Annotated in this window: 23 protein-coding genes; 11 read left to right on the top strand and 12 right to left on the bottom strand. The window is 45.5% G+C overall.

Going from position 1 to position 24,537, the window contains the following annotated elements:
* Positions 1–39: 39 nt before the first annotated feature.
* The 4 genes from NSS82_RS29070 to NSS82_RS29085 all read right to left on the bottom strand — a co-directional run bounded on the left by NSS82_RS29070 (position 40) and on the right by NSS82_RS29085 (position 5,154).
* Complete coding sequence (locus NSS82_RS29070; protein ID WP_036682107.1) at positions 40–1,131, bottom strand: carbohydrate ABC transporter permease; 1,092 nt, start codon at positions 1,129–1,131, stop codon at positions 40–42.
* Positions 1,131–2,249, bottom strand: coding sequence for a carbohydrate ABC transporter permease (locus NSS82_RS29075; RefSeq protein WP_232061475.1), 1,119 nt, complete (start codon positions 2,247–2,249; stop codon positions 1,131–1,133). Before NSS82_RS29075 ends, NSS82_RS29070 begins: the two co-directional genes overlap by 1 nt.
* Before the next feature lie 143 nt (positions 2,250–2,392).
* Entirely contained in the window at positions 2,393–3,814 is a 1,422-nt protein-coding gene (locus NSS82_RS29080; protein WP_036682109.1) for an ABC transporter substrate-binding protein, read from the bottom strand.
* 335 nt (positions 3,815–4,149) lie between these two features.
* On the bottom strand, positions 4,150–5,154 hold the full coding sequence (locus tag NSS82_RS29085) for a LacI family DNA-binding transcriptional regulator (RefSeq protein ID WP_036682112.1): 1,005 nt from the start codon (positions 5,152–5,154) through the stop codon (positions 4,150–4,152).
* Positions 5,155–5,412: 258 nt separating this feature from the next.
* On the opposite strand from NSS82_RS29085, the gene NSS82_RS29090 reads away from it, so the two are divergent.
* The 4 genes from NSS82_RS29090 (at position 5,413) to pepT (ending at position 9,954) form a co-directional block, all read left to right on the top strand.
* Positions 5,413–6,426 (top strand): LLM class flavin-dependent oxidoreductase, encoded by a 1,014-nt coding sequence (locus NSS82_RS29090; protein WP_081386650.1) that lies wholly within the window; start codon positions 5,413–5,415, stop codon positions 6,424–6,426.
* 478 nt (positions 6,427–6,904) lie between these two features.
* Entirely contained in the window at positions 6,905–7,936 is a 1,032-nt protein-coding gene (locus NSS82_RS29095) for a hypothetical protein (protein WP_038573745.1), read from the top strand.
* A 36-nt stretch (positions 7,937–7,972) separates the two neighbouring features.
* Entirely contained in the window at positions 7,973–8,626 is a 654-nt protein-coding gene (locus tag NSS82_RS29100) for a sortase (protein ID WP_051491225.1), read from the top strand.
* 95 nt (positions 8,627–8,721) lie between these two features.
* Positions 8,722–9,954: a peptidase T gene (gene pepT / locus NSS82_RS29105; RefSeq protein ID WP_076099720.1), complete on the top strand. Its 1,233-nt coding sequence runs from the start codon at positions 8,722–8,724 to the stop codon at positions 9,952–9,954.
* Between the two features lie 94 nt (positions 9,955–10,048).
* Here pepT and NSS82_RS29110 read toward each other — a convergent pair whose 3' ends face one another.
* The 3 genes from NSS82_RS29110 to hxlA form a co-directional block, all read right to left on the bottom strand.
* On the bottom strand, positions 10,049–10,426 hold the full coding sequence (locus NSS82_RS29110; protein WP_036682121.1) for a winged helix-turn-helix transcriptional regulator: 378 nt from the start codon (positions 10,424–10,426) through the stop codon (positions 10,049–10,051).
* Positions 10,427–10,510: 84 nt separating this feature from the next.
* The gene (gene hxlB, locus NSS82_RS29115) at positions 10,511–11,068 is read right to left on the bottom strand and encodes a 6-phospho-3-hexuloisomerase (RefSeq protein WP_036682124.1); all 558 of its coding nucleotides are present in this window, start codon (positions 11,066–11,068) and stop codon (positions 10,511–10,513) included.
* A 7-nt stretch (positions 11,069–11,075) separates the two neighbouring features.
* Positions 11,076–11,708, bottom strand: coding sequence for a 3-hexulose-6-phosphate synthase (hxlA, locus tag NSS82_RS29120; protein ID WP_036682127.1), 633 nt, complete (start codon positions 11,706–11,708; stop codon positions 11,076–11,078).
* Positions 11,709–11,971: 263 nt separating this feature from the next.
* On the opposite strand from hxlA, the gene NSS82_RS29125 reads away from it, so the two are divergent.
* From NSS82_RS29125 to NSS82_RS29145, 5 genes are all read left to right on the top strand, one after another.
* On the top strand, positions 11,972–13,363 hold the full coding sequence (locus NSS82_RS29125) for an MATE family efflux transporter (protein ID WP_038573751.1): 1,392 nt from the start codon (positions 11,972–11,974) through the stop codon (positions 13,361–13,363).
* A gap of 152 nt (positions 13,364–13,515) precedes the next feature.
* Positions 13,516–15,189, top strand: coding sequence for a GAF domain-containing sensor histidine kinase (locus NSS82_RS29130; RefSeq protein ID WP_076099722.1), 1,674 nt, complete (start codon positions 13,516–13,518; stop codon positions 15,187–15,189).
* A gap of 16 nt (positions 15,190–15,205) precedes the next feature.
* Complete coding sequence (locus NSS82_RS29135; protein ID WP_076099723.1) at positions 15,206–15,898, top strand: response regulator; 693 nt, start codon at positions 15,206–15,208, stop codon at positions 15,896–15,898.
* A 153-nt stretch (positions 15,899–16,051) separates the two neighbouring features.
* Positions 16,052–16,615: an NADPH-dependent FMN reductase gene (locus NSS82_RS29140; protein ID WP_076272938.1), complete on the top strand. Its 564-nt coding sequence runs from the start codon at positions 16,052–16,054 to the stop codon at positions 16,613–16,615.
* Positions 16,612–17,073, top strand: coding sequence for a VOC family protein (locus NSS82_RS29145; RefSeq protein ID WP_076272939.1), 462 nt, complete (start codon positions 16,612–16,614; stop codon positions 17,071–17,073). The genes NSS82_RS29140 and NSS82_RS29145 overlap by 4 nt, the downstream gene beginning before the upstream one ends.
* Before the next feature lie 69 nt (positions 17,074–17,142).
* On the opposite strand, the gene NSS82_RS29150 is transcribed toward NSS82_RS29145, so the two are convergent.
* The 3 genes from NSS82_RS29150 to NSS82_RS29160 form a co-directional block, all read right to left on the bottom strand.
* Entirely contained in the window at positions 17,143–17,373 is a 231-nt protein-coding gene (locus NSS82_RS29150) for a cold-shock protein (RefSeq protein WP_036682139.1), read from the bottom strand.
* A 117-nt stretch (positions 17,374–17,490) separates the two neighbouring features.
* Positions 17,491–17,691, bottom strand: coding sequence for a cold-shock protein (locus NSS82_RS29155; protein ID WP_019914790.1), 201 nt, complete (start codon positions 17,689–17,691; stop codon positions 17,491–17,493).
* A 259-nt stretch (positions 17,692–17,950) separates the two neighbouring features.
* Positions 17,951–18,229, bottom strand: coding sequence for a hypothetical protein (locus tag NSS82_RS29160; RefSeq protein ID WP_076272940.1), 279 nt, complete (start codon positions 18,227–18,229; stop codon positions 17,951–17,953).
* A gap of 238 nt (positions 18,230–18,467) precedes the next feature.
* On the opposite strand from NSS82_RS29160, the gene gdhA reads away from it, so the two are divergent.
* Positions 18,468–19,853 carry an NADP-specific glutamate dehydrogenase gene (gene gdhA, locus NSS82_RS29165; protein ID WP_036682144.1) on the top strand — a complete coding sequence of 462 codons (1,386 nt, stop codon included), beginning with the start codon at positions 18,468–18,470 and terminating at the stop codon, positions 19,851–19,853.
* A gap of 92 nt (positions 19,854–19,945) precedes the next feature.
* Here the strand turns inward: gdhA and NSS82_RS29170 are convergent, their stop codons facing one another.
* The gene (locus NSS82_RS29170) at positions 19,946–20,659 is read right to left on the bottom strand and encodes an HAD family hydrolase (RefSeq protein ID WP_038573759.1); all 714 of its coding nucleotides are present in this window, start codon (positions 20,657–20,659) and stop codon (positions 19,946–19,948) included.
* A 34-nt stretch (positions 20,660–20,693) separates the two neighbouring features.
* Entirely contained in the window at positions 20,694–23,261 is a 2,568-nt protein-coding gene (locus tag NSS82_RS29175; protein WP_076272941.1) for a DUF2339 domain-containing protein, read from the bottom strand.
* 190 nt (positions 23,262–23,451) lie between these two features.
* Here NSS82_RS29175 and NSS82_RS29180 point away from each other — a divergent pair, with 190 nt between their 5' ends.
* The gene (locus NSS82_RS29180) at positions 23,452–24,492 is read left to right on the top strand and encodes a stalk domain-containing protein (protein ID WP_076272942.1); all 1,041 of its coding nucleotides are present in this window, start codon (positions 23,452–23,454) and stop codon (positions 24,490–24,492) included.
* Positions 24,493–24,537 lie beyond the last annotated feature (45 nt).

Below are 24,537 nucleotides of genomic sequence, written 5' to 3' on the forward strand. Positions count from 1 at the left end.
AGCTCCCCCTGATCACAGTTTCATTCGGGTTCTAAATCATTAACCTTTCACCGACCCACCCATAAGCCCTCTGACGAAATACTTTTGCAGCAGGAAAAAAATAGCGAGCGGCATCAGCATGGAGATAAATGCAGCCGAAGTAAGTAAATGCCAATCGTTGCCTCGTGAGCCTACTAAATCGGCAATTTTCATCGACATAACTTGCACAGACGGTTGATTGCCGATAAAAATCAATGAGACTAAATAGTCATTCCACACCCATAGGAATTGGAAGATCCCGATAGAAGCCAGTGCTGGCACTGATAGAGGCAGAATTAGCCTGCTGAATATAGTGAAATGACTTGCCCCATCCATGAAAGCCGATTCGAACAAATCCTTCGGCAATTGACTGATAAAGTTGTACATAAAGTACGTAACCAGCGGTAATCCAAAAGCCGTATGCGCCAGCCAAATTCCCAGATAACTTCCGTTTAGCCCAAGTGCGGTATAATCCTTAAGCACTGGAATAAGCGCAACCTGTATCGGAATGACGAGCATTGCAATAATGATGACAAAAAGAATTTTGCGCCCAGGAAACCGCAGCCAGGCAAAAGCATATGCAGCAAAAGAAGCGATCAACACCGGAATAACTGTTGCTGGAACAGCGATCGTTAGCGTATTCCAGAAGGCCTGTGACAATCCGGAGCCTTTTTGCACCGTTTCACTGCCATCAGCCTGTTTCAGCTTGTATTCCTTACCGGAAAGCACATTATTATAGTTATCCAGCGTGAGATCCGGTGTCATCTTCCAACCTTGTATCTGTTCATTTACGGTACGTGCTCTACGATTCTCCCACATAAGCCGGCTGCCATCAGCCTTCACGCCAGCCTTCAGCTCATCATCTGTATAAGTTTTACCGTTCACCTCAATTGGCTCCCGAAGATCCACATCCTTGGATAGCTGAATCGTCTCTCCAGCCTTCCACTCCTGATGGGGAAAAGCTTTCCACCATCCAGTCTGCAGAATGTCAGCAGCCGGACGGAAGGAGGAAATGAATAGCCCAAGAGTCGGAAGCAGCCAAATAAAACAGATCACACCCAGCACGATATTTACAACCGTTTTGCTGCCTTTTCTCTTCTTTTTGCCAGCCATTAGAATCCCCCCTGCTTACGGAACTGACGTAGATTGATTATGATTACAGGCAGCACCGCGATCAGTAGAACAATAGCCAGCGTGGAGCCGTAGCCGAAATTACGGTACATAAAGAATTGCCGGTAGAACTGTGTAGCAACAACCTCTGTATCGTATTGACCTCCTGTCATCACCATGACGACGTCAAATATTTTCAACGTAAAGACGATAATGGTCGTTGTCACTGTCAGAATGGTTGATGAAATATATGGAATCATGATTCCAAAGAAAATCTTCACCTCATTTGCTCCATCCACTCGTGCAGCTTCCAAAATGTCGTCAGGAACCCCTTTGATTGCCGCCGAGAAAATCACCATTGCAAATCCAGTCTGCATCCAGATCAAAATGATAATGAGGAAAAAGTTATTCCACGGCTGAAGCATACTCGTCCAGGCTTGGGGTTCTCCCCCAAAATAAGTAACGATTGCGTTCAACAGCCCGATTTGTTCGTCGCCCGGTTGATAGTAATATACGAATTTCCAAATGACTCCTGCCGCTACAAAGGAAATCGCCATCGGCATAAAGATGATCGATTTGGCAATTTTCTCATAGCTGCTGCGATCGGCAAGAATAGCAATTAAGAGCCCGAATGCTACACAGGCCAGCGTACCGACGAATACCCAAAGTAAATTGTTACGCAATGCCGTTGCCATCAGATGATCGCTAAAGATCGCTGCATAATTGCTCAGGCCCACAAATTTTTCTGAAGAAGCATTAAAAAAGCTCAAATATAATGTTCGCAGCGCAGGCAGGACCAGTAACCAGCCCAGAATAATCACTGCCGGACCAATAAAGATATAAGGCAGCACCTTTCGCCGGATATGATCAGGGTACTGCTCAACCGCCCAAGTCAGTGTATAGTAAATCAGATAAACACCTAGAACTCCCCAGAGGACAGCCAGAACCGCTGTTAGCAGCGGATTTAATGTGGAATCCCGGAAGAATAAAAAGATTGCGCCGTTAACAACAATATTCGCTAACAACACTACTAGGGACAGCATTACCGCCTTCAGGCTGACGGTTGGCCTAGCTTGTGGTTGTGTTGGCATTTGTGGCTGTGGCTGTGATTGTGCACCCATATTAGCTCCAGCTCCTCCTATAAGTTTTGCGGAGCAAAACTCTTATCATAAGCATCGAACTCACTAGTTAGAAAACAAAAAGAGGGGCAGACATTCCTCTTTTCCCACTGCCCCTCTTTTTACTGTGCGCTTTAAATATTAGGTTAGTTGTTCCAGCCGGACTGGATTTGTTCCAAGGCTTGATCCAGTGTCGCTGTACCGCTCACATAGTCGGTCATCCCTTTCCAGAAGGTGCCTGCACCCACTTTACCCGGCATCAGGTCAGAGCCATCAAAACGCAGTGTGGAAGCATCCTGAACCAACTTCGCCATCCGGCGATCGGATTCAGAGGTATACCAATCAAGGGAAGCATCATTCATAGGAGCAATTACGCCGCCAGATTGTACCCAGCTCTTAATCGACTCTCCAGTGGTGAAGAACTCCATGACTGCACGAACCTCTGGACGATCGTTGAACATAGCGTAAATATCACCTGCAACCAGCACTGGTTTACCATATTGCGCATCAATTGGTGGCAAGTAGAACCAATCATAATCCTGATCAACCTTTGCCGTTTCAGGGAAGAAGCTTGTAATAAAGTTACCAAGCATATTAAACCAGGCTTTAGGCGGATCAGTGAACATTGGCGCTGGGGCATCCCCGAAGGATGTCGTCACGATGGACTTAGCGCCACCGTAAACATAATCCTTGTTGAGCCAAATTTTAGACATGATTTCAACAGCATTTTTTACTTCTGGTGAAGTAAATGGCAGTTCACCTTTTACCCATTTATCGTAGTTCTCAGGCGTAGTCGTACGAAGCATTATATTTTCGACCCAGTCTGTTGCTGGCCAACCCGTTGCAGCACCGCTCTCAATGCCAATAGCCCAGGCAGGATCGCCATCCTTAGCAATTTGTTCCGTCAGCGCCATCAGCTCATCCCAAGTTTCAGGAACCTTGTAGCCTGCATCATCAAATTGTTTCTTTGGATACCATACCAAGCTTTTTACATTACTGCGGTTCCAAATCCCCGCCATGATCTTCCCGTCTTTTCCGTCCATCGTAGACATATCGAGCCAGCTCTTGTTGTAATTAGCCGTCAATTTATCTTGATCCAGCACGCTGGTCAAATCGATAACCTTGCCCGTCTTAGCAATCGACGCCAGCAGTCCCGGCTGCGGGAAGTCAGCGATATCAGGAGCATTACCGCCGTCCACACGAATATTTATTGTAGCTTCGAACTCCTTGGAGCCCTCGTATTGAATATCGATCCCTGTCTTCTCTTCAAATTCTTTAATGCTGCTCTCAAATTTCACTTGGTCAGCATCTACGAAGGGGCCAAACATTGTTACTTTAGTCCCTTTATATTCACCTTTCATCGCTAAATCTAACGGGGAACCCGAAGGTTCAGCACTAGGTGTGTTTGTCGCTTTCTCGGTGTTATCTGCTGTTGGGCTGACTGTTGCCGCCGGTGGATCTGTAGGCGCCGCATTATTGTTGCCTCCGCCGCATGCGCTCAGCGTCATTGTGAAGGATAAACACAGTACTAAAGCCAACGACTTTTTACGTCCTGAGATCTTCTTCATCTTTTGTACATCCCCTTTAATGGTTATAGAGATAACATCTTATTCAATCATCCGGGCACCCTGGCATGTATTAGCAGCTTGTAGCAGATCACCTCCTTGCAAAGCTTTTCAGAAGACAGGTAAATATCCTAAAATCAAACTCCATCACAAATGTAATTTAATAATAGCGCTTACATTTTTTATATTATCATAATTAGTAACCGTTTCCAATCGGAAAATGAGATGTTTTTCATAAGAATTCATACTATTTTCTATCCTAACATTTAAATTTTAATTAAGACCGATACACAGCTCTGAAAAGCTTTTCAGAAGAAGGTCACAAAAATAAAGGGCCTTTATTTTTCCCGCGTGGATTCCCGCACAATCAGCTTATGCTCCATCTTTTCATTCAATACCTGGACACCACCTGTTGTGAGCAATTCATGCAGCATCTCCGCCGCCCGATAACCTAACTCATAAATCGGCTGTGCAATTGTGGTCAGCTTTGGAATGAACATACTCGACATACGCAAATTATCAAATCCAATCACAGATACCTGCCCCGGAACTAGAATATTACGATCCTTCAGATAAGAAATCGTCCCCATTGCAAATTCGTCAGCAACACAGAAAACGGCAGTCAGCTCGGGATAATCAGTAAACAACTCATGCGCCGCTTGATAAGCGTGTTCGAACCGGTGATTGGCATACTTGCTCTTCACAATATTCTGTTGTAGTCCAAACTCTGTTAACGCTCTTACAAAACCCTCATAACGAGGCGGGCCGGATACGGAGTTATCATGGTTAAAACCAATCATGCCAATGTCCTTATGCCCTAAATCAATCAGAAACTTTACCGCATCGTAAGCCGCCTGTTCATCATCTACCTCCACAGATGGAATGTCGTACTCATCAGAATGCGAGGATACCAACACAAAAGGAATTCTACAACCGACTAATTTGTCATGTGTCTCAGGATAAAGGACATCACTGGCGAACACGATCCCATCCACCTGCTTCTCATGGAAGTTATCAATGTAAGACAACATCCGTTCTTTGTCGCGGTCCGTATTGCAGATCATTAAACTGTATCCAAGCTTGATGCATGCATCCTGCATTCCCCGAATAACCCCTGCGAAATACAGGTTCTCAATATCCGGAATCAGCAGGCCCAGTGTAAAAGACTTCTTGTAGATCAGGCCCCGTGCAAACGCATTTGGTTGATATTGCAAACGTTCTACAGCCTCCATCACTCGATTCCGTTTGCTCTCTACGACCGTATTCGGTGCATTCATAACACGCGATACGGTGCTGATCGACACCTCCGCCATTCTGGCAACATCTCTTATGGTTGGCTTCATAACGATAACTTCCTTTTTTTCAGGTAACTTTTCGATGTGATTATAGCAAGCCCGTTAAGAAATAACAACAGATTTTTTAAAGCGCTTACATTTTATTTAAAAGACATACTTATTCCTTATCTAAACATTACAAAGTGCGTATAACTTACTTAAAGTGTGTATATAGTTTTATTACATGGTATACTAGGCGAGTAGCATTATTCGCAGCTACAAATACTGCTCTAGACTATCTGAGCGTTTATTATAGGAGGGATTACATTGAAGCAACAGCGCGATATTCGATTCTCCGTACTGGACTTAGCCTCTATTGTGGAGGGTGGCACAGCGGCAGACTCTTTTCATAACTCTTTAGCTTTAGCTCAACATGCTGAGGCATGGGGCTATCACCGGTATTGGTTTGCTGAGCATCACAACATGATTGGTGTTGCCAGTTCTGCTACCTCACTCTTAATTGGCCACATTGCTGGCGGCACAAAAAGCATACGCGTAGGCTCTGGAGGCATCATGTTGTCCAACCACGCACCACTTGTCATTGCTGAACAATTCGGGACCCTCGAATCCCTATATCCAGGACGGATTGATTTAGGACTGGGCAGAGCCCCGGGATCGGATCAACCGGCTTCCCGTGCGCTACGCCGTGGTCTCGGAAGCGACGGCAGTGACTTCCCCGAGCAGTTAAGTGAGCTCAGAGCCTACTTCGATCCTGCAGGTGCAGGATCACGACCGGCCGGAGTTCGTGCGGTTCCCGGTGAAGGCTTGAATATCCCCATCTGGCTGCTGGGCTCCAGCGGTTTTAGTGCTCAGCTGGCAGGAAAACTAGGTTTACCTTTTGCTTTCGCCAGCCATTTCGCACCAGAGTATTTACTACAGGCCTTACACATCTATCATAGCAATTTCCGTCCTTCAGCAGCACTAGACAAGCCTTATGTGATGGTCGGAGTTGGCATTACAGCGGCCGATACTGTGAATGAGGCAAGACGACTGGCTACCTCGCAGCAGCAGCAATTCCTTAATATCATCCGCGGACGTACGGGGAAGTTACAACCACCGGTTGATAGTATGGAGGGGCTATGGACGATGCAAGAAAAAGCAGCCATGCTTGAGAAGCAGCGTTACTCTTTCGCTGGTGATAAAGCAGCAATTAAAGAACGGCTTCAAGAAATTCTGCAAGAGACACAGGCCGATGAATTGATTGTTTCTGGTGGAATTTATGATCATAACGCTCGTCTACGCTCTTATGAGATTGTAGCCGAAGCTATGAAGGAAATCTAATTTATCATCATAATTAAGGCAAGACGATAGGTCTGGTATCGGGGTTTGAGCCCTATTCCAGATGTATGTCTTGCCTTTTTATTTTGCATTCATAATCGTTCTCAATAAAACACAATTAAAACAATGAATTATATAAAAATAAAGAGTTAAATAGAGAAAACTGCTGTAAATCCATTAATATAACTGATATTTGATCAAATATGATGAATTTTCTTCTAATATCCCATTTTTGTTTAGATATTATTTTGTTTATACTTTAGTTATTCGCTATAACGAACGAATTGACGGTAGATCTCTATCCTCTCCTTCCGCTTTCACGGAGATTCCTGCATGCGCACAAAAAAAGTGGTTCTGTGAGATACTACTTATTTCGACAATGTTTGATGGAAAATACGATTAGAAAAGAAGAATTTGCCGGAAACCCGCAAATGATGTCTACAAAATTTAATATGGGGTTCAGGAGAAAGGAGCGAGTAAAGTGAAGAAGAAATATCGCTCGGCTTTCATAGCTGCTTATATCCTGACTATTCTAGCAGGAGTCATCTGGCATGCTGGCGGAGTTAGTGCGCAAGATACCATTAAGCTTACGGTGAATTCGCATACGACGAGCACAACCACCATGAACAATATGCAGCCTGGTGATGAAACGAACTCAGAATACACAATTATTAATGCAGGTAGTGAGGGCTTTAATTACTATGTGGACTTCAAATTCATCTCTGGAGACGCAGAATTATACGATATTCTCCAAATGACACTCGAAAAAGAGGGAGTAATCATCTATTCAGGGGTGATGAGCGAGGCTGCCGGAAGAGTTACCATCGGTTCACTTGCCGGGGGAGAACAAAGTGTAATCCAAATGGATGTAATTTTCCCGTGGGAAGCAGGGAACGAATATCAAGGTAAAACCACAACTGTAGCCTTTGAGTTCTCCGCTTCTGGAGGACCGGAGCCATCCGCTGAACCTAGTCCTTCACCGACAGCAACGGCCACAGCTCAGCCTACACCTGAGCCAACACCGACAGCGACTACTACGCCTACAATAGAGCCAACTTCGACACCTACTGCCACGGCTACAGCTACACCTGAAGCTTCGCCGACAGCAACAGCATCACCAACCACGACACCAACAGATTCACCGACAACTACCGCTTCACCAACTGCAACGGCAGTCGCCACACCAGGGCAATCAACGACACCAACACCATCGCCAACACCTACAGCTTCAACAGTAGTAGATGAAATTAGTGTTACTGAAGCACCGATCCCACTGGGTGGAGGCGATAATGAGCCAACAGCATCACCAAGTGCTGGCAGCCAAACTACCAGCGCAACACCGCAGCCAAGCAATGAAATCGCCTTGCCTGATGATGAGCTTCCACTGGGGGCACCAGAGGTTGGCAACAAGCTTCCGAATACCGCTGAGCCTTGGTATAACTTGATTCTTGCCAGCTTAGCCATTGCGGTACTCAGCGTGATTATCATGCGCAGATTGAAATCGAAGAAATAACCACATTTTGCAGCATAAGTCTGGAGGTGAGAGAGTATGAAGGAGCGTAATGGTGTCTTGCTAGCCGTGAAGCTAATCTTCATACTCTCTTTAGTTGTGTTGATTTACTCGGTTGTACAGGTGGTCAAAGCACCGATCGAAGCTAAACAGGCTTTAAATGATTGGGCAAAAAAGAGGGAGGAAACAGTCGCCCACTCCCGTTCTGCCGAAGAAACCCCTCTTCCCTTGGGAATGGTCAGTTCAGCCAAGGAACAGCCGCCCCCCGCTCATTCCTATACAGAAGGTGAAATCATAGGAGAGATTCGTTTCCCCAAATTAAACAAAAAGATCGCAGTGCTAGAAGGCACGGAAAGCCCCGAGCTAAAAAAGGGAGCCGGACATTATAAAGGCAGCGCAGCTATCGGTGCCACCGGCAATAGTGTGCTCGCAGGCCACCGCGATACAGTGTTCCGTAATCTGGGAGAACTCGTGGCTGGAGATCTTATCGAGCTGGAAAGTACGGACGGGACTTTTACCTATGAAGTAACAGGCAGCACAATTGTTGACGGGGACGAACGTGGTGCTATAAAGCCAAGTGATAAGGCCATCCTCACGTTGATTACCTGTTATCCCTTTTCATATGTGGGATCTGCACCGGACCGTTATTTACTTTCAGCGAAGTTAGTGAAACAAGAAATATTACCGCATTAAACCTAAATATTACCTCAATCTTCTTCCTCAGGGATGAGACCTTATATGGAAAGTGATACTATATATATACAATAGTAAAGAGGAGATGACCCAAGGTGAAGAAAGAGGTTGTAGAACGGTTTATTTCGTATGCACAAATGGATACCCAATCGAATGAAGATAATGAGACTTGCCCATCCACTCCGGGACAGATGGTTCTGGCCCACAAGCTGGTTGAAGAGCTTAAGGAGATCGGCATGGAGGAAGTCCAGGTGGACGAGCATGGCTATGTTATGGCGACACTCCCTGCGAATACGGACAAGGATGTTCCGACCATTGGTTTTTTAGCCCATTTGGATACGGCGACTGATTTTACCGGAACGAATGTGAAGCCACAGATTATCGAGAACTATGATGGTCAAGATATTCTTTTGAATAAAGAGCTGAATGTTGTATTGTCCACAGCGAGCTTTCCGGAGCTGGCGGAATACAAAGGCCACACCTTAATTACAACTGATGGCACGACCCTGCTTGGCGCAGATAATAAAGCCGGTATTGCTGAGATTATGACCGCCATGCATTACCTCATTCAACATCCAGAAATCAAACACGGCAAGATTAGAGTTGCCTTCACACCAGACGAAGAAATCGGCCGCGGGCCTCATAAATTTGACGTAGCCGCTTTTAATGCTTCCTATGCTTACACTGTAGACGGAGGTCCACTCGGAGAATTAGAGTATGAAAGCTTTAATGCTGCGTCTGCTAAAATCTCAGTCTACGGCGTTAATGTTCACCCTGGTACTGCAAAAGGAAAGATGATTCATTCCGCCAAAATCGCCATGGCACTTCATCTCAGACTCCCTGCTGAGGAAGCGCCCGAATATACAGACGGTTATGATGGCTTTTATCACCTAAGCTCTATAGAAGGCACACCTGAATTCAGCAAGCTGCAATATATCATCCGCGACTTCGACCGTGAGAAATTCGAGGCACGTAAAGCTTATCTCTCAGCTGTCGTAGAAGAATTCAAAAGCATCCATGGCGAAGAGAACATCGTGCTTGAAATGAAGGACCAATATTACAATATGCGCGAAAAAATCGAGCCTGTGCGTCATATCGTCGATATTGCCCATGAGGCGATGGAGAACCTTAACATCACACCGATCATCCGCCCGATTCGCGGAGGTACAGATGGCTCGCAGCTTTCCTACATGGGCTTGCCGACACCTAATATTTTCACCGGAGGCGAGAATTTCCATGGCAAATTCGAATATGCGTCTGCGGACAATATGGTAAAAGCGGTAAATGTTATCGTGGAGATTGCTAAGCTATTCGAACAGAAAGCCTAAAGCATTATCCGCATCACTCCTTTAAAACACCAAAAATCCCTGTAGAGGCCGATCCAGACCTCTCAGGGATTATTAATGTTCTTAGACTATTCGATTAGCATCTTTCTTCCGGCGGCGTGTCCTTCCAGATCACGTTTTCTCCGTAATTCTTACCCCAATCGTACATCAATCGAAGGACGGGAAGCAGACTTTGGCCGTATGAAGTCAGGGAATACTCTACTTTTGGTGGAACCTCAGCGTAAACTTTTCTTAGAACCAACTGGTCCTCTTCAAGCTCGCGAAGCTGATTGGTCAACATTTTTTGCGTGATATGAGGAATTAGCTTTTTCAGCTCGCTGAACCGCTTTGTCCCTTCAAGCCCAAGATGCCAGAGGATAATCAGCTTCCATTTCCCTCCGATCACCGCAAGCGTTAATTCCTTCTCACAGTTAATTTCCTTCAAGTTTATGCGATCTTTAATCTCGGTTGCCATTCCTAAAGTGCCTCCTCTCTCCTGTTATCATACTAACACAAAAACGAATAACCTCCTTATAGGAAGGCATTCGTTTCTGTACGTTCACTCTAAATTAGCATGCTTGCCGAACATTTGCTGATTCGTCTGCCCCGTCTTCTCCATCATTCGCAGAATAATAGCATCATAAAAGACCAACATCGTCTGTTCGAATAAAGAAGCCATCGGCTGGATCGTGCTGTAGCTTCCACTGGCCGGATCTTTTGGAGATCCCGGCAGTTTCACTGTGTAGCCCGCTAAACGTCCAACCGTCGAATCCGGCGCAATGGTAACGGCAACAACTTCTGCACCCACCCCTTTGGCTTTCTCAGCCATAGAGATCAACCCTTTCGTCTCACCGGAACCGGAACCGAGGACTAACACATCCCCCTGTTCAATCCCCGGAGTCACCGTTTCGCCTACAACATAAGCCTCTTTACCAACATGCATTAACCGCATAGCAAAGGCCCGTCCCATCAATCCAGATCTGCCCGCTCCAGCCACGAAGATCTTGTTGGACTGAAGCAGCAGCTCAGCCATTCGCTCAGTCTCTTCTTCATCAAGCTGAGATATGGAGCGCTGGAGCTCCTCTATAATTTGCTGCGCGTATTTCATTGTATCCATTGTAATCTTAAGCCTGACTAACTAGACGTTTCATTTCTGCTGCGGCAGCCTTTTGATCCGCTTCACCTGTGATGCCTCCGCCAACGATGACAAGATCAGGGTTCGCGGCGATCACTTCTGGAAGTGTGCTTAGCTTGATCCCTCCAGCGATAGCTGTTTTTGCCTGCTTAACCACACTCTTAATCGCATTTAAATCTGCAAAAGAATTTTTACCTTCCGCTTGATGGTCATATCCAGAGTGCACACAGATATAGTCTACGCCAAGTGCGTCTACTTCAGCCGCTCTTGTTTGGATATCCTTCACATTGATCAGATCAACTAGAATCTCTTTATTGGTTTTCTTCGCTTCCTCCACTGCACCTCTAATGGTAGAATCATCAGAAACACCAAGTACAGTAACGATATCCGCGCCCGCTTCCACGGCCTTCATCACTTCATATCCACCTGCGTCCATGATTTTCAAATCTGCCAACACAGTCAAAGCAGGAAAAGCCTCTTTAATTGCTTTCACTGCATGCAAACCTTCATTTATAACGATAGGTGTTCCAATTTCAACGATATCTATAAATTCGGCAACTTTTGAGACAACCTCTTTCGCTCCCGCAATGTCCACTAAATCCAACGCTAATTGTAATTTCATATTTATTTGCACTCCTCATTAATATATTTTAGTAAGTCATGTACAAATTGTAGTTCCTTACATCCCTCTAGGGAAGTAGGCACTTTATTGTGATGTAGTTACCTGGAGGATACTAATGCGCGGTTAAAGGGCTCTTTTCGACCTAAATTAAAAACGTTTTGTCATTTTTCTGTAAAAATACTGCATTTCCATGAAAGCTGTGCTAATATTACAGTTTGTTTATGAAATTTTAGGAAGTACATCATAATATAAGAAGGTGCACAATGAAGCAAAATAATCACCAGGAATTCAACCTGGTCAAACTGACCTGGCCGATTTTCCTCGAGCTATTCCTCTTTATGCTCATGGGTAGTGTGGATACTTTTATGATCAGTTCAGTGTCCGACGATGCCGTGTCTGGTGTCGGCGCAGCGAATCAGATCATTGCGATAGCAATTTTAGTCCTCAGTGTAATTGGTAACGGTGCAGCTATTGTGGTCTCCCAATATCTCGGTTCCAAAAAACCTCTGGAAGCCGCTCAAGTGACCGGCAATGCCATTACCCTAAACCTGTTAGTCGGCATTCTTCTAAGTACGTTTTTGCTGATATTCGGAGGGACGCTACTGACTGCGCTGAATGTAAAAGGGGATATCCTCATTTACGCCAAAGCCTATATGAATATTGTTGGGGGCGGTATTTTTCTGCAAGCATTAATCAATGCTCTGGCGACCACTATCCGTACTCACGGTTTCACCAAACAGACGATGGTCGTATCCTTGCTGATGAACATTATTCACGTGGTGGGCAACTACCTGCTCATTTATGGTCATTTCGGACTTCCGGCGTTAGGTGTGGAGGGTGCGGCTATCTCAACAGTGATGAGTCGATTTATCTGCCTGATCCTTTTCTTCCTGCTGCTCTACAGAGTGATGGAGGTACGGGTGAAAGTAACCTATTACATTCATCTTTCTAAAAAATACGTGCTGCAAATTCTCAAAATTGGCATCCCGTCTGCTTTTGAATCCATCACTTATCAATCATGCCAGCTTGTATTCACACTCTATATTACTTATTTAGGCGCTGAAGCTATGGCTACTCGCCAGTACGCGCTTAATATTTCCAATTATATTTATTTATTCAGTGTAGCTGTCTCTATGGGAACTTCCATCGTTGTAGGACATCTCGTGGGAGCTAGACGCCCTGATGAAGCCTATAAGCGTGTATTCACCAGTGTAAAGTGGGCGCTGCTGGTTACCGTAATAATAGATGCTGTGGTGATTTTCTTCCGGGTACCGCTATTCGGGCTTTTCACAGACAATGAGAACATCATTAGGATGGGGGCGCAGGTCATATTGCTTAGCTTCTTCCTGGAAACCGGGCGCACAACCAATCTGGTTATCATTAACTCTTTACGCGCCTCGGGCGATGCCAAATTCCCTGTATATATGGGACTGATCTCTATGGTCTGCATGAGCTTACCTCTTGGTTATTTCCTGGTGTTCCAACTTGATCTCGGGTTAGCCGGCGTGTGGATTGCCACTGCGGTGGACGAGTGGGTGAGAGCCGTCATTATGTATTTCCGTTGGAAAAGCCGAGCTTGGGAGAAACATGGACTTATTGAACACGAAGCTCCAGAACACTGTACGCCTTCCGCTACTCCCGCAGCTGTAAATTAACATGTATACTCAGAGGTTCTTTAAGGTCATATCAGATCTTAAGGAACCTTCTTTTTTATTTACGCCAACATTACATAAAATTTGAGAATGAATGAACCATTCTACGTTACAATAGATAGAACATAATTAACAAAGCTAAAGGAGAGAGCTTCATGCCGGAGGAAACCGGAATTCATGAGTTACTGACGCTCAAAACGATTGCGGAGACTTTGAACAGTTCCAATGAGCTGAGACCCATGCTCGATACAGTCATGGGCAAGCTACTTGAGTTAACCGGAAACACTGCAGGCTGGATCTTCCTGAGCGAAGAATACATGGAATATGAGTGTGCCGCTGATCGAGGTCTGCCACCTGCACTACAACGCGACAATAAACAACCAATGCAGTGCGGAAGCTGCTGGTGCCTAAGCCGCCTATGGGATGATCGGCTCGAGCATGCCGTCAACATTCTAAGCTGCAAGCGGCTCAGTAACGCCAGGCAGTATAACTGGGGCGACACGCTGGGGATCACCCACCACGCTACCGTCCCGCTGCATTCAGGTGAGCGTTACTTGGGACTTATGAATGTGGCTGCACCAGGCAAAGCACATTACGCCGACAGCGAGCTGGCTCTGCTGCAATCCGTGGCTTTGCAAATTGGCAGTGCTATTGAACGGATGCAGTTATATAGCACCGAGCAGCGCCGCGCGAATCTGTACGCCAAATTAGGCGAATTCAGCGCAGCTTTAAATCTAACCGCCAACCAATGTATCTCGCCCAGTATTCTAATCGAGAAAAGCGCCGCCCTGATTGGCGACTATTTCGATTGGCCCTTTGCAGCGATTATCGGGCAGCATGAGGGACAATTCGAAGTCCATGCTGCCTATGCGGCTAATATAACGCCGGAAACAGCTCCCTTCGAGCTCTCGGATTCTTTTAAAGTACGTCTAGGAGATATCGCAAAAGGACAACGCTTTGCGACATTAAGCCCTGATGAAGAGCAGGAAATTACGAAGTCCTGCTGTTCTGAACAACCTGTTGCGGAGCGTGTCGTGATGCTCGCTGTGCCCTTTCGGCAGATTGCCGCACAAGGTGCAGGAATTCTACTGATCACCTCACCCAAAGCACTAGCCTCCGCAACTGCGGATGGAGAGGTGCTTGAGGCTGTCGCTGAACATATTTCCGCTACATTGGAAAGTGCTCAGCTTGGAGAGAAACGCCGCGAAATTGCGCGTCTTGACGAGCGGAATCGTCTGGCCCGTGACCTGCACGACTCCGTGAACCAGATCCTCTTCTCCCTCTCAATGACCGCCAAAGGCGTGGAAAGCATGCTGAAGCAGGAGCATATCTCCCATCCTGCTACTGAAGCTGTCCGCGATATTCAAGCTTTATCCCAGTCAGCACTCAAAGAAATGCGTGCATTAATTATGCAGCTTCGGCCTGCCGGACTGGAAGCCGGTTTATTGACTGCGCTGCAGGCTCATGGCCAGCAGCTAGGGCTGCTGATACAGACGCAACGGAGCGGTGTTCACGAACTTCCCCGCAACGTGGAGGAAGGGCTGTGGCGCATTGGCCAAGAAGCGCTCAATAATGTACGAAAGCATTCCGGAACCTCTAAAGCGGAGGTATCTCTGCATCTGAATGCAGCCGAGGTGGTAATGAGCGTTGCCGACCAAGGTAAAGGCGGGGCCAAACGTCGTTCTAACACAGACACTAATGAATCTCTTGGTCTGCATATTATGAAGGAAAGAGCAGAAGCTCTCTCCGGTCGTATTCATATCCACAGTGTGGAAAATCAAGGCACAACGGTTGAGGCAATCATACCTCTGCCCATCCAATCTACATGAAGTCGGGTGATCATAAATGACGATAAACTTATTATTAGTAGACGACCATGCAATGGTACGCCGTGGGCTGCAAGTATTTCTCTCCACACAACCCGATATCAAGGTTATTGGGGAGGCCTCCAACGGCCGCGAGGCACTGGAAAAAACAGCTGAATTGAACCCGGATGTCATATTAATGGATTTGCATATGCCCATTATGGACGGCATTGAGACCGCTCAAGCACTGAGGATCTCCCACCCGCAGGTCAAGGTCATTGTATTGACCTCCTTTTCGGATCAGGATCATGTACTCCCGGCTATCCGCGTAGGAATCAAAGGCTATTTGCTTAAAGATATAGAACCAGAAGCGCTGGTAGTTGCGATCCGCAAGGTACATAACGGGCAAGTGGAGCTACATTCCGAGGCTGCCAGCCAACTGATGAATCTAATGGCGACCTCTACACTAGAGCAATTGGAACTTAATGCTTCCGATCCGAACGGCCCAAACGCAACACCTGCTGCGATCACCGGATTAGAGCTTCTTACTCCACGCGAGCAAGAAGTATTAGACCTGATTGCGCTCGGTATGAGTAACAAAGAGATTGCCAGCAAGCTGGTCATCACCGAAAAAACCGTTAAGACCCATGTCAGCCACGTTCTCGGAAAGCTAAACTTAGCGGATCGGACTCAGGCTGCCATTTTCGCATTGAAAGGCGGCTATAACGCCTAGAATCAAAACTCCTCTACAACTTTAGTCTTAGACGCTCAGCACAATGGCTGAGCGTTTTTATTATGTATGTTCATTCCATGTGCTGATGTTAACAGAGGCCGATTCAACTATCATTGGTTTATAGCAATTGACCTCACATAGGAGTGGATACAGATGAAAGTGATGATCCTGACAGGCAGTAATCGAAAAGAAGCAACCAGCACGAAGCTGGCAGAACATGCTGCCCATTTCATTAGTCAGCATGGGGAAAAGGTTACCGTGTTTGACCTCTACAAACGCCCACTTCCCTTTTATTCACCAGACGAGATTTACACAGAGCATGAACATTTAAACGAGCTTAAACAAGAGATTTTAGCAGCGGATGCAGTAATCTTGGTTACTCCGGAATATCACGGCTCGGTAAGTGGCGTATTAAAAAATGCGATTGATCATCTAGGCCAGGCGCATTTCAACGGTAAAGTTGTGTTATCCGCCAGTTCAGCCGGGGGAGCGGTAGGGATAAGCTCATTACTTCAATTGCAAGCCATCGTACGTAACCTGCACGGCATTAATACACCAGACTGGATCTCCATCGGCGGACTGCAACGCAAGCGGTTCGAGGTCGGGTATGACGGATACGAGGGTGGGCAAGAAATCGAAGATCGCATCCACCTAGTATTAGAAGCATTCCTGAATTTAGCCCGCAAAATCGACAGATCGGCAGGTGCTATCCAATGATCAAAGGGCTATATGAAGCACATTTACCAGTAAGCAATCTTGAGGTATCCATCGAATTTTATGAGAAATTAGGTCTGAAAATGGCTTGGCGGGATGAAGAAACTGTATTCTTCTGGATCGAGGAAGGTCGGAGCTGGATTGGTCTTTGGGAAGGCCAGGAGGTTCAAACCCCATACCACCCGTCCTTGCGGCATATTGCCTTCCGTGTCACTTACGAGGACTTGAAGCAATCACTGCAATGGCTGGAATCGATTGGGGTAGAGGCTGTTCCGTTCCGCAACCGGACTTCTGTTGAGCCTTTTATCCGGGCTTATCAAGGAAATGCTTCTGTCTACTTCAACGACCCTGACGGCAACAGCTTGGAATTTATGTGCCACGTAGAGGTCCCTGAGCATCTGAAGCCTATTTCAAAGAACATAACCTTAACGGAATGGGAGAAATTACTGCACAGTAAATAAAATACTCAAACAAAAAAACAGCTGCTCCCGTCCAAGGGTCCAGCTGTTTGAGTATATTAGCTTCTTCGATTACTTAATCGAAATGCCCTTCTTCATGGCCTTCATGTCTGCATTCGTATTCACAAGCGTTGGCAGTATCTTCATACTTCTAGTCATGGGAGAGTTGCATTGCCAGCAGGTAGGTACATATTGAAAGGCGAAATTATCGCGCATCCAACCTGTGCAACCTTCCTTGGTACAGGACCAAATTGCTGTGTCTTCTTGCGGAAGTTCCTCCAGTGCTTTTTTACGAAAATACATAAGTACCCCTCCTTGGATCGAATCGAGACGATTTCGCTACCCTATTAGGGGCAGATTCATATATGAAAATAAAAAAAGCTGCCCTCAACTTGTGTTAAGGGCAGCCTGATTTTTAAACTACAGTTTTACAACGTTTTCGGCTTGTGGTCCACGAGCGCCTTGAGTTACGTTGAACTCAACGCGTTGGCCTTCGTCCAAAGATTTAAATCCGTCGCCTGTGATTGCGGAGAAGTGTACGAATACGTCGCTTCCACCTTCAACCTCGATAAAACCGAATCCTTTGTCTGCGTTAAACCATTTCACTGTACCTGTTTGCATGATATTACCTCCAATATTTTATTTAACACATGTCCTTTTATTCCTACGTAGTGTACGAACAAATAAAAATTCACACATTGGAAAAGGACTCATACGCACAAATGATAACCTTTTACAATATGTGAATTAAGGGTTAAATTTATGATTGATTTCATTGTACCACACTAAATCACTAAAAGCAATGCGTATGCCTATTTAATTTTCACTCCGGCTCTTATTGCCTGTAAACAGCAGCAGCCGAGCCGGACGAATACCCATGTTAGTCGATATAACCTGCCAATCCTTTATCCATCAAGTAATCCATTTCTGCATCAAGAATGGTCTCTACTGTGATTTCATCCAGCTTCACATCACGTTGGGCAGTGACATAGTCGACCAGATCATCGCTGTCGATGTCTACCTCACCCTTGGCGTTCACCTTGGCCTTATTGATAAAGGTCTGTTCATGCTTCAATACTAAGCGGATGATTTGCGGATCCACTTTGGTTTTGGCAGATAATACATTTACTAGCTCCTGCTCATTTACTTTGTCACTCATTTTTTAAATTTCATCTCCTTACAATTATTACACAATCATTGTAGCATATTTCGCGCTTTAACGCGTCATTACGCGAAGTATACCGCGGTTTATTCACACTTTTCTTATCATCCCAGCGTCTATAACGTTCCACTTGAAGTAAGTTATTTAATAAAAACAGTTGTGAGGAACATTGACTTGTGCCAAAATATAAAAAAAGTGTTGGACCAAATGAATACTAGAAAAGGCGGTTGAATTCATGAGCTCTGTATCTACCCAGCAATTAGACACAAACAGCAACAAGGCACATCGTTATATCGAAGACGTATACGCACAGGTTGTTGCGCGTAATCCTTTTGAGCCCGAATTTCATCAGGCCGTAAAGGAAATCCTTGAATCTTTGCTTCCAATCCTTGCTGCTGAACCTAAGTATCAGGAAAATGCCATTCTGGAAAGATTGGTTGAGCCAGAACGTTTGATTATGTTCCGTGTTCCTTGGACAGACGATCAAGGTAAGGTCAGAGTTAACCGTGGATATCGTGTACAGTTCAGCAGTGCAATTGGACCTTACAAAGGTGGACTTCGTTTTCACCCATCCGTTAATGCTAGTATTATCAAATTCCTTGGTTTCGAGCAAATCTTCAAAAATGCTCTTACCGGCCAACACATCGGTGGAGGTAAAGGCGGATCCGACTTTGATCCTAAAGGTAAATCCGAAGGCGAAATCATGCGTTTTGCACAAAGCTTCATGACTGAATTGCAAAATTACATCGGTCCTGACCAAGACGTTCCTGCAGGAGATATCGGTGTAGGTGGTCGTGAGATCGGCTACATGTACGGACAATACAAGCGGATCCGCGGAGGATATCCGGCTGGCGTATTGACTGGTAAAGGTATTGGTTACGGCGGAAGTCAGGCTCGGACAGAGGCTACTGGTTACGGTACGGTTTATTTCGTAAACGAGATGCTGAAGGCAAAAGGCCTTTCTTTTGAAGGAAGCCGCGTTGTTGTTTCCGGTTCTGGTAATGTAGCGATCTATGCGATCGAAAAAGCTGTACAGCTAGGCGCTAAAGTCGTAGCTTGTAGTGATTCGGCCGGATATATCTATGACGAAAATGGGATTAACCTCGAAACTGTCCGCCGCCTAAAAGAAGTCGAAAGAAAACGGATTAGTGAATATGTGAATGAACATCCTAACGCTGTGTATACTGAAGATTCCACGCAAATTTGGACCATTCCTTGTGATATCGCCCTTCCGAGTGCTACTCAGAATGAGATTGATGAAGCCATGGCATTGAAACTGATTGAGAATGGTGTAAAAGCAGTAGGCGAAGGTGCCAATATGCCATCCACCCTTGAAGCTATTCATCAGTTCCAACAAGCTGGCGTGCTATTCGCACCTGCCAAAGCTGCTAATGCTGGCGGCGTAGCTGTATCTGCGCTTGAAATGGCACAAAACAGCATGCGGTTGTCCTGGAGCTTTGAAGAAGTAGATACGAAGCTGCATGAAATCATGGTTTCCATCTACGAACAATCTGTAAATGCATCCGAGCAATATGGACAGTCCGGCAACCTTGTTGCAGGAGCGAACATCGCTGGATTCAAAAAAGTGGCCGACGCTATGCTGGCTGAAGGTGTAATCTAAATAAATTACCGGCGCTCTAGTCACGAACGCCGACATACAAAAGTCCCCGTAACCGGTCAGTAAGAATCCGGTAACGGGGACTTTTTGTATATCTAAGCGTTCCATCCGGGGATCTTCCGCAAATCCCCGTCCCCTATCGATTGAGTACTCTCCACAGTCGTATTGGGGGGTGAAGAAGCCGTACGAATGTAACAGGAATCTATTCCTATCGTTAGTGCCCCTGCAATATCCGTACGGGGATCATTCCCGATCATGATGGCCGAACGCAAATCCGCTCCATAATGCTCAACTAAATAACGATAAAATAGCGGATCCGGCTTACTCACTCCTGCTTCGGAGGAAATGGCAATGCCATCGAATAAAGGAAGAATATTCAGCATCGTTAATTCTGCTTCTATAAAGGTTTTCTGGCCATTGGAGAGCAAAAACACCTTTTTGCCACGTTCTCTTAATGTTTGCAGAATTTCAAGCACACCCTCATAAAGTGAGATATGGATCATCGATAATGTCCGCAGCCATCTAACCGTTTCATGTAACCACGCTTGATCCGGTTCTCCACCCAATTGACGGGCCACAGAACGAAACACATCCTCCATTACGAAATCTGGATACTGACAATTCCGCGCGGCTTTGGTGAGCTGTAAATCCCTCTCCCGCAGAAATTGTGCCTGTAGCTCACTTCCCGTTATGGACATCCCCTGATATCCGAAATGGAGTGATAATCGATCCCATACCTCCGGCTTCTCCTCATCTGTCTGAATATCGATCAATGTGCCATACAGGTCGAAAATATAAGTCTCGTACATCCACCGTCTTCCTTCCTATTATTCTCTCTGTATTTTATCCTTTAGTACCATTATCGGCGGTTGTCTGGCCCTCCTCCATCCGGTTTGACACCTTTTGATAGAGATAGGAGATGCCGAGCAAGCAGATGCCAAAGCTGGCATAGGCTATGATTTTGCTGCCAGTGTTCAGCAGACCCAAATCATAAAGCAGCAGCTTGCCCGTTGCCAGCAGTGTTAATCCAAGGCCGAAGCGCCGGATGTACACATACCTTTTGCGGAAGCCATACATGATAAACAGAACGGCTAATAGTAGATAAATGAGACTAAAAATTAACCCTGCATCACTCAATTGCAATTGCACTCCTAGGAAAGCGGTGATAATGCCGAGTAGATAAATCGCCATGAAAACAGGATAGATCTCCATACTCTTAAACTGGCGATTCAGCGCTGCAATCAGCAGATCACGTCCGCTAAACCAAACAAAGATATTAAAGATAATCAGTACGGCCAGTGCGATATAATCAGCTGCTGTATTTTGCGCGAGATTATTTTGCAGACTTGGCAGGCCTACTGTAATTACTATACAAATGACGTAGCCAATCCCAAACAGAAATCTCACAAAATATTTAACAATTGTGTCATACAGCACCTTCACCTTTGGCAGCGCGTAAGCCAGAACCAAGGTCCATACAGCGGAGAGCAGTAAATTATAGAAGGTTCTATGCGCAAAGTCCTCCGGTACAACCAGATGATACAATCTTCTCGATTCATACAAGCCGTAAATCCAGAAATTTAATAACGCCGCATATTTAAACCACAAGGCTAAGGTGATTTCATAAGGTTCGCTGCGCTGAAGAGCATCCTTACGGTTATGCTGAACAGCATACAACACCGCGACAATCAGCATGCCTGCTGTGATAAAGACATATTTTAGCGGGAAGTAGACATCTCTAAAATTCGTCCATTGATAGTCTGCGACCCACTGCGTCGGTACATTTAGACAGAAGAATACTACAAGGCAGAGCATCATAATGCCCCAGCCTGCCCTTTCCATCCCCTTAAAGCGGTTCAGATTGCCATACAGCGTAAGAACGACGCCCTCAATCAGCCAACCGATGGACCACCAAGCCGCTCCAAATTGAAATGGAATCATCAATATGCCGAAGGTCAGTGAAGTGGCGTAGAACAGCAGCATGCTTTCTTTTTCCTGTGGCATCAGCTTCTCAAGCCCTCGACCCAGACCAAGATACAGCAGGCAGAAAAGCAACGCCAGTGCACCATTGTAATCCTTCAGTCCTGCATCCATAAATAAAATATACAAGGTGAGACAGCTAATAAACGTATTACATCCTAAGAGAGAGAAATCCCACCAGGACAGCTTGGAACGATATTTGAACGGATACCACAAGGTAATTCCCAGATACATCGCAAAAGTCAAAACAGCATAACACATATTAATTCCGTTGCTATCCGACAAAGCTATTAATATAAGCATGGAGGGTGTATTAAATAAGTAGCTGATATAATTTACAACGTTCCAGCGTTTGCGGAAAGAAATCAATAAGATAAATAAATTCAATAGAAACAAGTAACCCATAGCCACATAAACCGCGTTGCCCGAAAGTCCAAACGCCCCCAGATAAGAGTATAAGGGCAGATACCCTCCGATTAAGCCCAGCGCACAAATACTCCGTGATTCATACCTTAAAGACAGGAGTACCGCAGTTAAAGTAACGAGTACAGACAAGGATAACCCTACATATATACCAATAATATCAAGCAGAAAATAGCTATAAAAAATAGAGCCATACAGCACCGAAATGCCGCCGCCAAGCAGCCCTAAAGCGAAGGTGCCTTTTCCTTTGCGGTATAACCACTCCCCGCCTCCCAGCATCAATAAGCCCAGTAGAAAAAAAGCGCTTCCCTTCATATAACCTGTGAACCAGTTGGAATAGGTATACCGGAAGCCTGCCCCCACCGCCAAAATCAACAGCAGAATACCCAGCTTATTAATCCAGCTTAGTCCAATCTTCATTTCGATCTGATTTTGTTTTCTTCGGCGCTTAAGCACCTCTTCAGTGATCTCTTCCGAGGCAAAATCATGTAATCCATTATCCATGCCTGAGTTAAGGCGAAGTTCCGCTTCCCTCAGTCTCTGCCGCTGTGCCAGCACGCGCTCATTTAATTCTGCCGCCAACGCCCCGAGTCGACTGGATATCTCTGCTTGTTCCTCACCTAACTGCCTGGAGGCTTTGTGGTACAGCTGCTGAATATGACGTTTCGTCTCCACTTCAAAAACCGTCAGCCGATCCGTATGAGCGTGGCTTCTAGAGGCAAAATAAGTCTGCAGCTTCTGCCTCGACACTTTAAGAATGCCCAGCTTCTCATCTAAAATTTGTTCCGTTAGCGCAACTCTTAGCTCAGTATTCTCTTCTTGAAGCTTACCTACCTGAGTCTTTAGCTCGACCAAAGCAAGCTTATGCTTCTCATATTGCTTCTTCAAGTATTCATTCTCGTTGACCAGATCGTGACTTTCATATTCCGCAATCAGAGCCTCATATTCCTTAATAAGCCCGTCCTGCTGTACCTTCATGAATCTCAGTCGATCTTTGAATGACTCCATAGCGCCTCCTTATGTGAGCGATTGTTAATACTTACATATTACTACATATAGCTGGGGGGTCTTATGCTTTTTTATATTTGCAGTGAATGAAGATTACGATCGGGATGCAAAAAAACTGCAACATTTTGGAGGGGTGTCCCGTCAGAATAATAACAACACTAACAAAAGATTTTAAAAGGAGCTCACAACCATGAACAACATTTTAAAAACCAGTACAGTTCTTTTAACTTTGTCCCTAGCCCTATCTACAGGAGCAGCTTATGCTGCACCCACCACAACTTCTGCTAAAAATGAGGCTACACAAACCTCCGCTAGCGTTAATCAAAAGACGTTTGCGATTGAAATCAACGGATCGACCATTAAAGAAACAGGCTTCCAAAGCACAAGCGGCAAAGAACCGATGGTGCCACTACGTTCGATTACTGAAGCCCTTGGATTTGAATTAACCTGGAATGCACAGAATAAATCCGTTGAACTTATCAATGGCGCTGTATTCACTACAGTGAAGGCTGGAGAAGACCGTTATAGCATCAACAAAATGTATACAACACTTGGAACTGCACCACAATTGGTTGACTCCACTTTGTATGTCCCAGCTTCCTTTTTAAGCGAAGTAATTCATCAAAACATGACTGTGAAGGGAGATTCCATTGTGATCAACACAAATGCCGCCGAGCAGCACACGACTAAGACTGGTGTGATTACAGCTGTCTATGATGGTGGTAAATACCAATCCGTTCAAATCCAAGGTGTAGGTACGGATGGAATCGTATTAAATGTAGGGGAAGATACGGTTATTGAGATGGCAGACGGCACTAAAATTGCACTCAAAGATCTCCATATCGGGATGACTGTAAAAGCAGAACACTCCATGGTCATGACTATGAGTCTTCCGCCACAAACACCAACTTACAAGATCACTGTTCTGGACAAGCAGAAACAAGATGATCTTCTAGGTACTGCTGGTACTATTGAAGAAGTTCAAAAAGACGATAAGGGAAATATCAGCATCACTGTTAAAGGCAGTGGCCTGAGCGAATTGTCACAAAAAGAAGTAGTGCTGCGCATTAGCGAAGATACAGTACTCATTAACAAAGACGGCGAAGCTGTTAAAAGCAGCGAGCTTGTTAAAGGTACAAAGGTTATCGGATTCTACAGCCCGGTGCTGACTAGAAGCCTGCCACCCATCGGCACAGCTGTCAAAGTTGTAGTTGATTCTGTGCAACAATAAGAGAGACACTGGAATCTTATTAAAAGGATTCCAATGAGACATTAA

It is taken from the genome of Paenibacillus sp. FSL H7-0735 (assembly GCF_038008505.1).
Taxonomy (GTDB): Bacteria; Bacillota; Bacilli; order Paenibacillales; family Paenibacillaceae; genus Paenibacillus_AQ; species Paenibacillus_AQ odorifer.

Coding starts and splice junctions, on each gene's coding strand:
- hxlA (WP_036682127.1), bottom strand. CDS start 11,708: ATGAAATTACAATTAGCGTTGGATTTAGTGGACATTGCGGGAGCGAAA.
- NSS82_RS29110 (WP_036682121.1), bottom strand. CDS start 10,426: ATGGCAACCGAGATTAAAGATCGCATAAACTTGAAGGAAATTAACTGT.
- NSS82_RS29135 (WP_076099723.1), top strand. CDS start 15,206: ATGACGATAAACTTATTATTAGTAGACGACCATGCAATGGTACGCCGT.
- NSS82_RS29180 (WP_076272942.1), top strand. CDS start 23,452: ATGAACAACATTTTAAAAACCAGTACAGTTCTTTTAACTTTGTCCCTA.
- NSS82_RS29145 (WP_076272939.1), top strand. CDS start 16,612: ATGATCAAAGGGCTATATGAAGCACATTTACCAGTAAGCAATCTTGAG.
- NSS82_RS29155 (WP_019914790.1), bottom strand. CDS start 17,691: ATGCAAACAGGTACAGTGAAATGGTTTAACGCAGACAAAGGATTCGGT.
- NSS82_RS29070 (WP_036682107.1), bottom strand. CDS start 1,131: ATGGCTGGCAAAAAGAAGAGAAAAGGCAGCAAAACGGTTGTAAATATC.
- NSS82_RS29075 (WP_232061475.1), bottom strand. CDS start 2,249: ATGGGTGCACAATCACAGCCACAGCCACAAATGCCAACACAACCACAA.
- NSS82_RS29140 (WP_076272938.1), top strand. CDS start 16,052: ATGAAAGTGATGATCCTGACAGGCAGTAATCGAAAAGAAGCAACCAGC.
- NSS82_RS29130 (WP_076099722.1), top strand. CDS start 13,516: ATGCCGGAGGAAACCGGAATTCATGAGTTACTGACGCTCAAAACGATT.
- gdhA (WP_036682144.1), top strand. CDS start 18,468: ATGAGCTCTGTATCTACCCAGCAATTAGACACAAACAGCAACAAGGCA.
- NSS82_RS29175 (WP_076272941.1), bottom strand. CDS start 23,261: ATGGAGTCATTCAAAGATCGACTGAGATTCATGAAGGTACAGCAGGAC.
- NSS82_RS29160 (WP_076272940.1), bottom strand. CDS start 18,229: ATGAGTGACAAAGTAAATGAGCAGGAGCTAGTAAATGTATTATCTGCC.
- hxlB (WP_036682124.1), bottom strand. CDS start 11,068: ATGGATACAATGAAATACGCGCAGCAAATTATAGAGGAGCTCCAGCGC.
- NSS82_RS29170 (WP_038573759.1), bottom strand. CDS start 20,659: ATGTACGAGACTTATATTTTCGACCTGTATGGCACATTGATCGATATT.
- NSS82_RS29150 (WP_036682139.1), bottom strand. CDS start 17,373: ATGTATTTTCGTAAAAAAGCACTGGAGGAACTTCCGCAAGAAGACACA.
- NSS82_RS29125 (WP_038573751.1), top strand. CDS start 11,972: ATGAAGCAAAATAATCACCAGGAATTCAACCTGGTCAAACTGACCTGG.
- NSS82_RS29100 (WP_051491225.1), top strand. CDS start 7,973: ATGAAGGAGCGTAATGGTGTCTTGCTAGCCGTGAAGCTAATCTTCATA.
- NSS82_RS29080 (WP_036682109.1), bottom strand. CDS start 3,814: ATGAAGAAGATCTCAGGACGTAAAAAGTCGTTGGCTTTAGTACTGTGT.
- NSS82_RS29085 (WP_036682112.1), bottom strand. CDS start 5,154: ATGAAGCCAACCATAAGAGATGTTGCCAGAATGGCGGAGGTGTCGATC.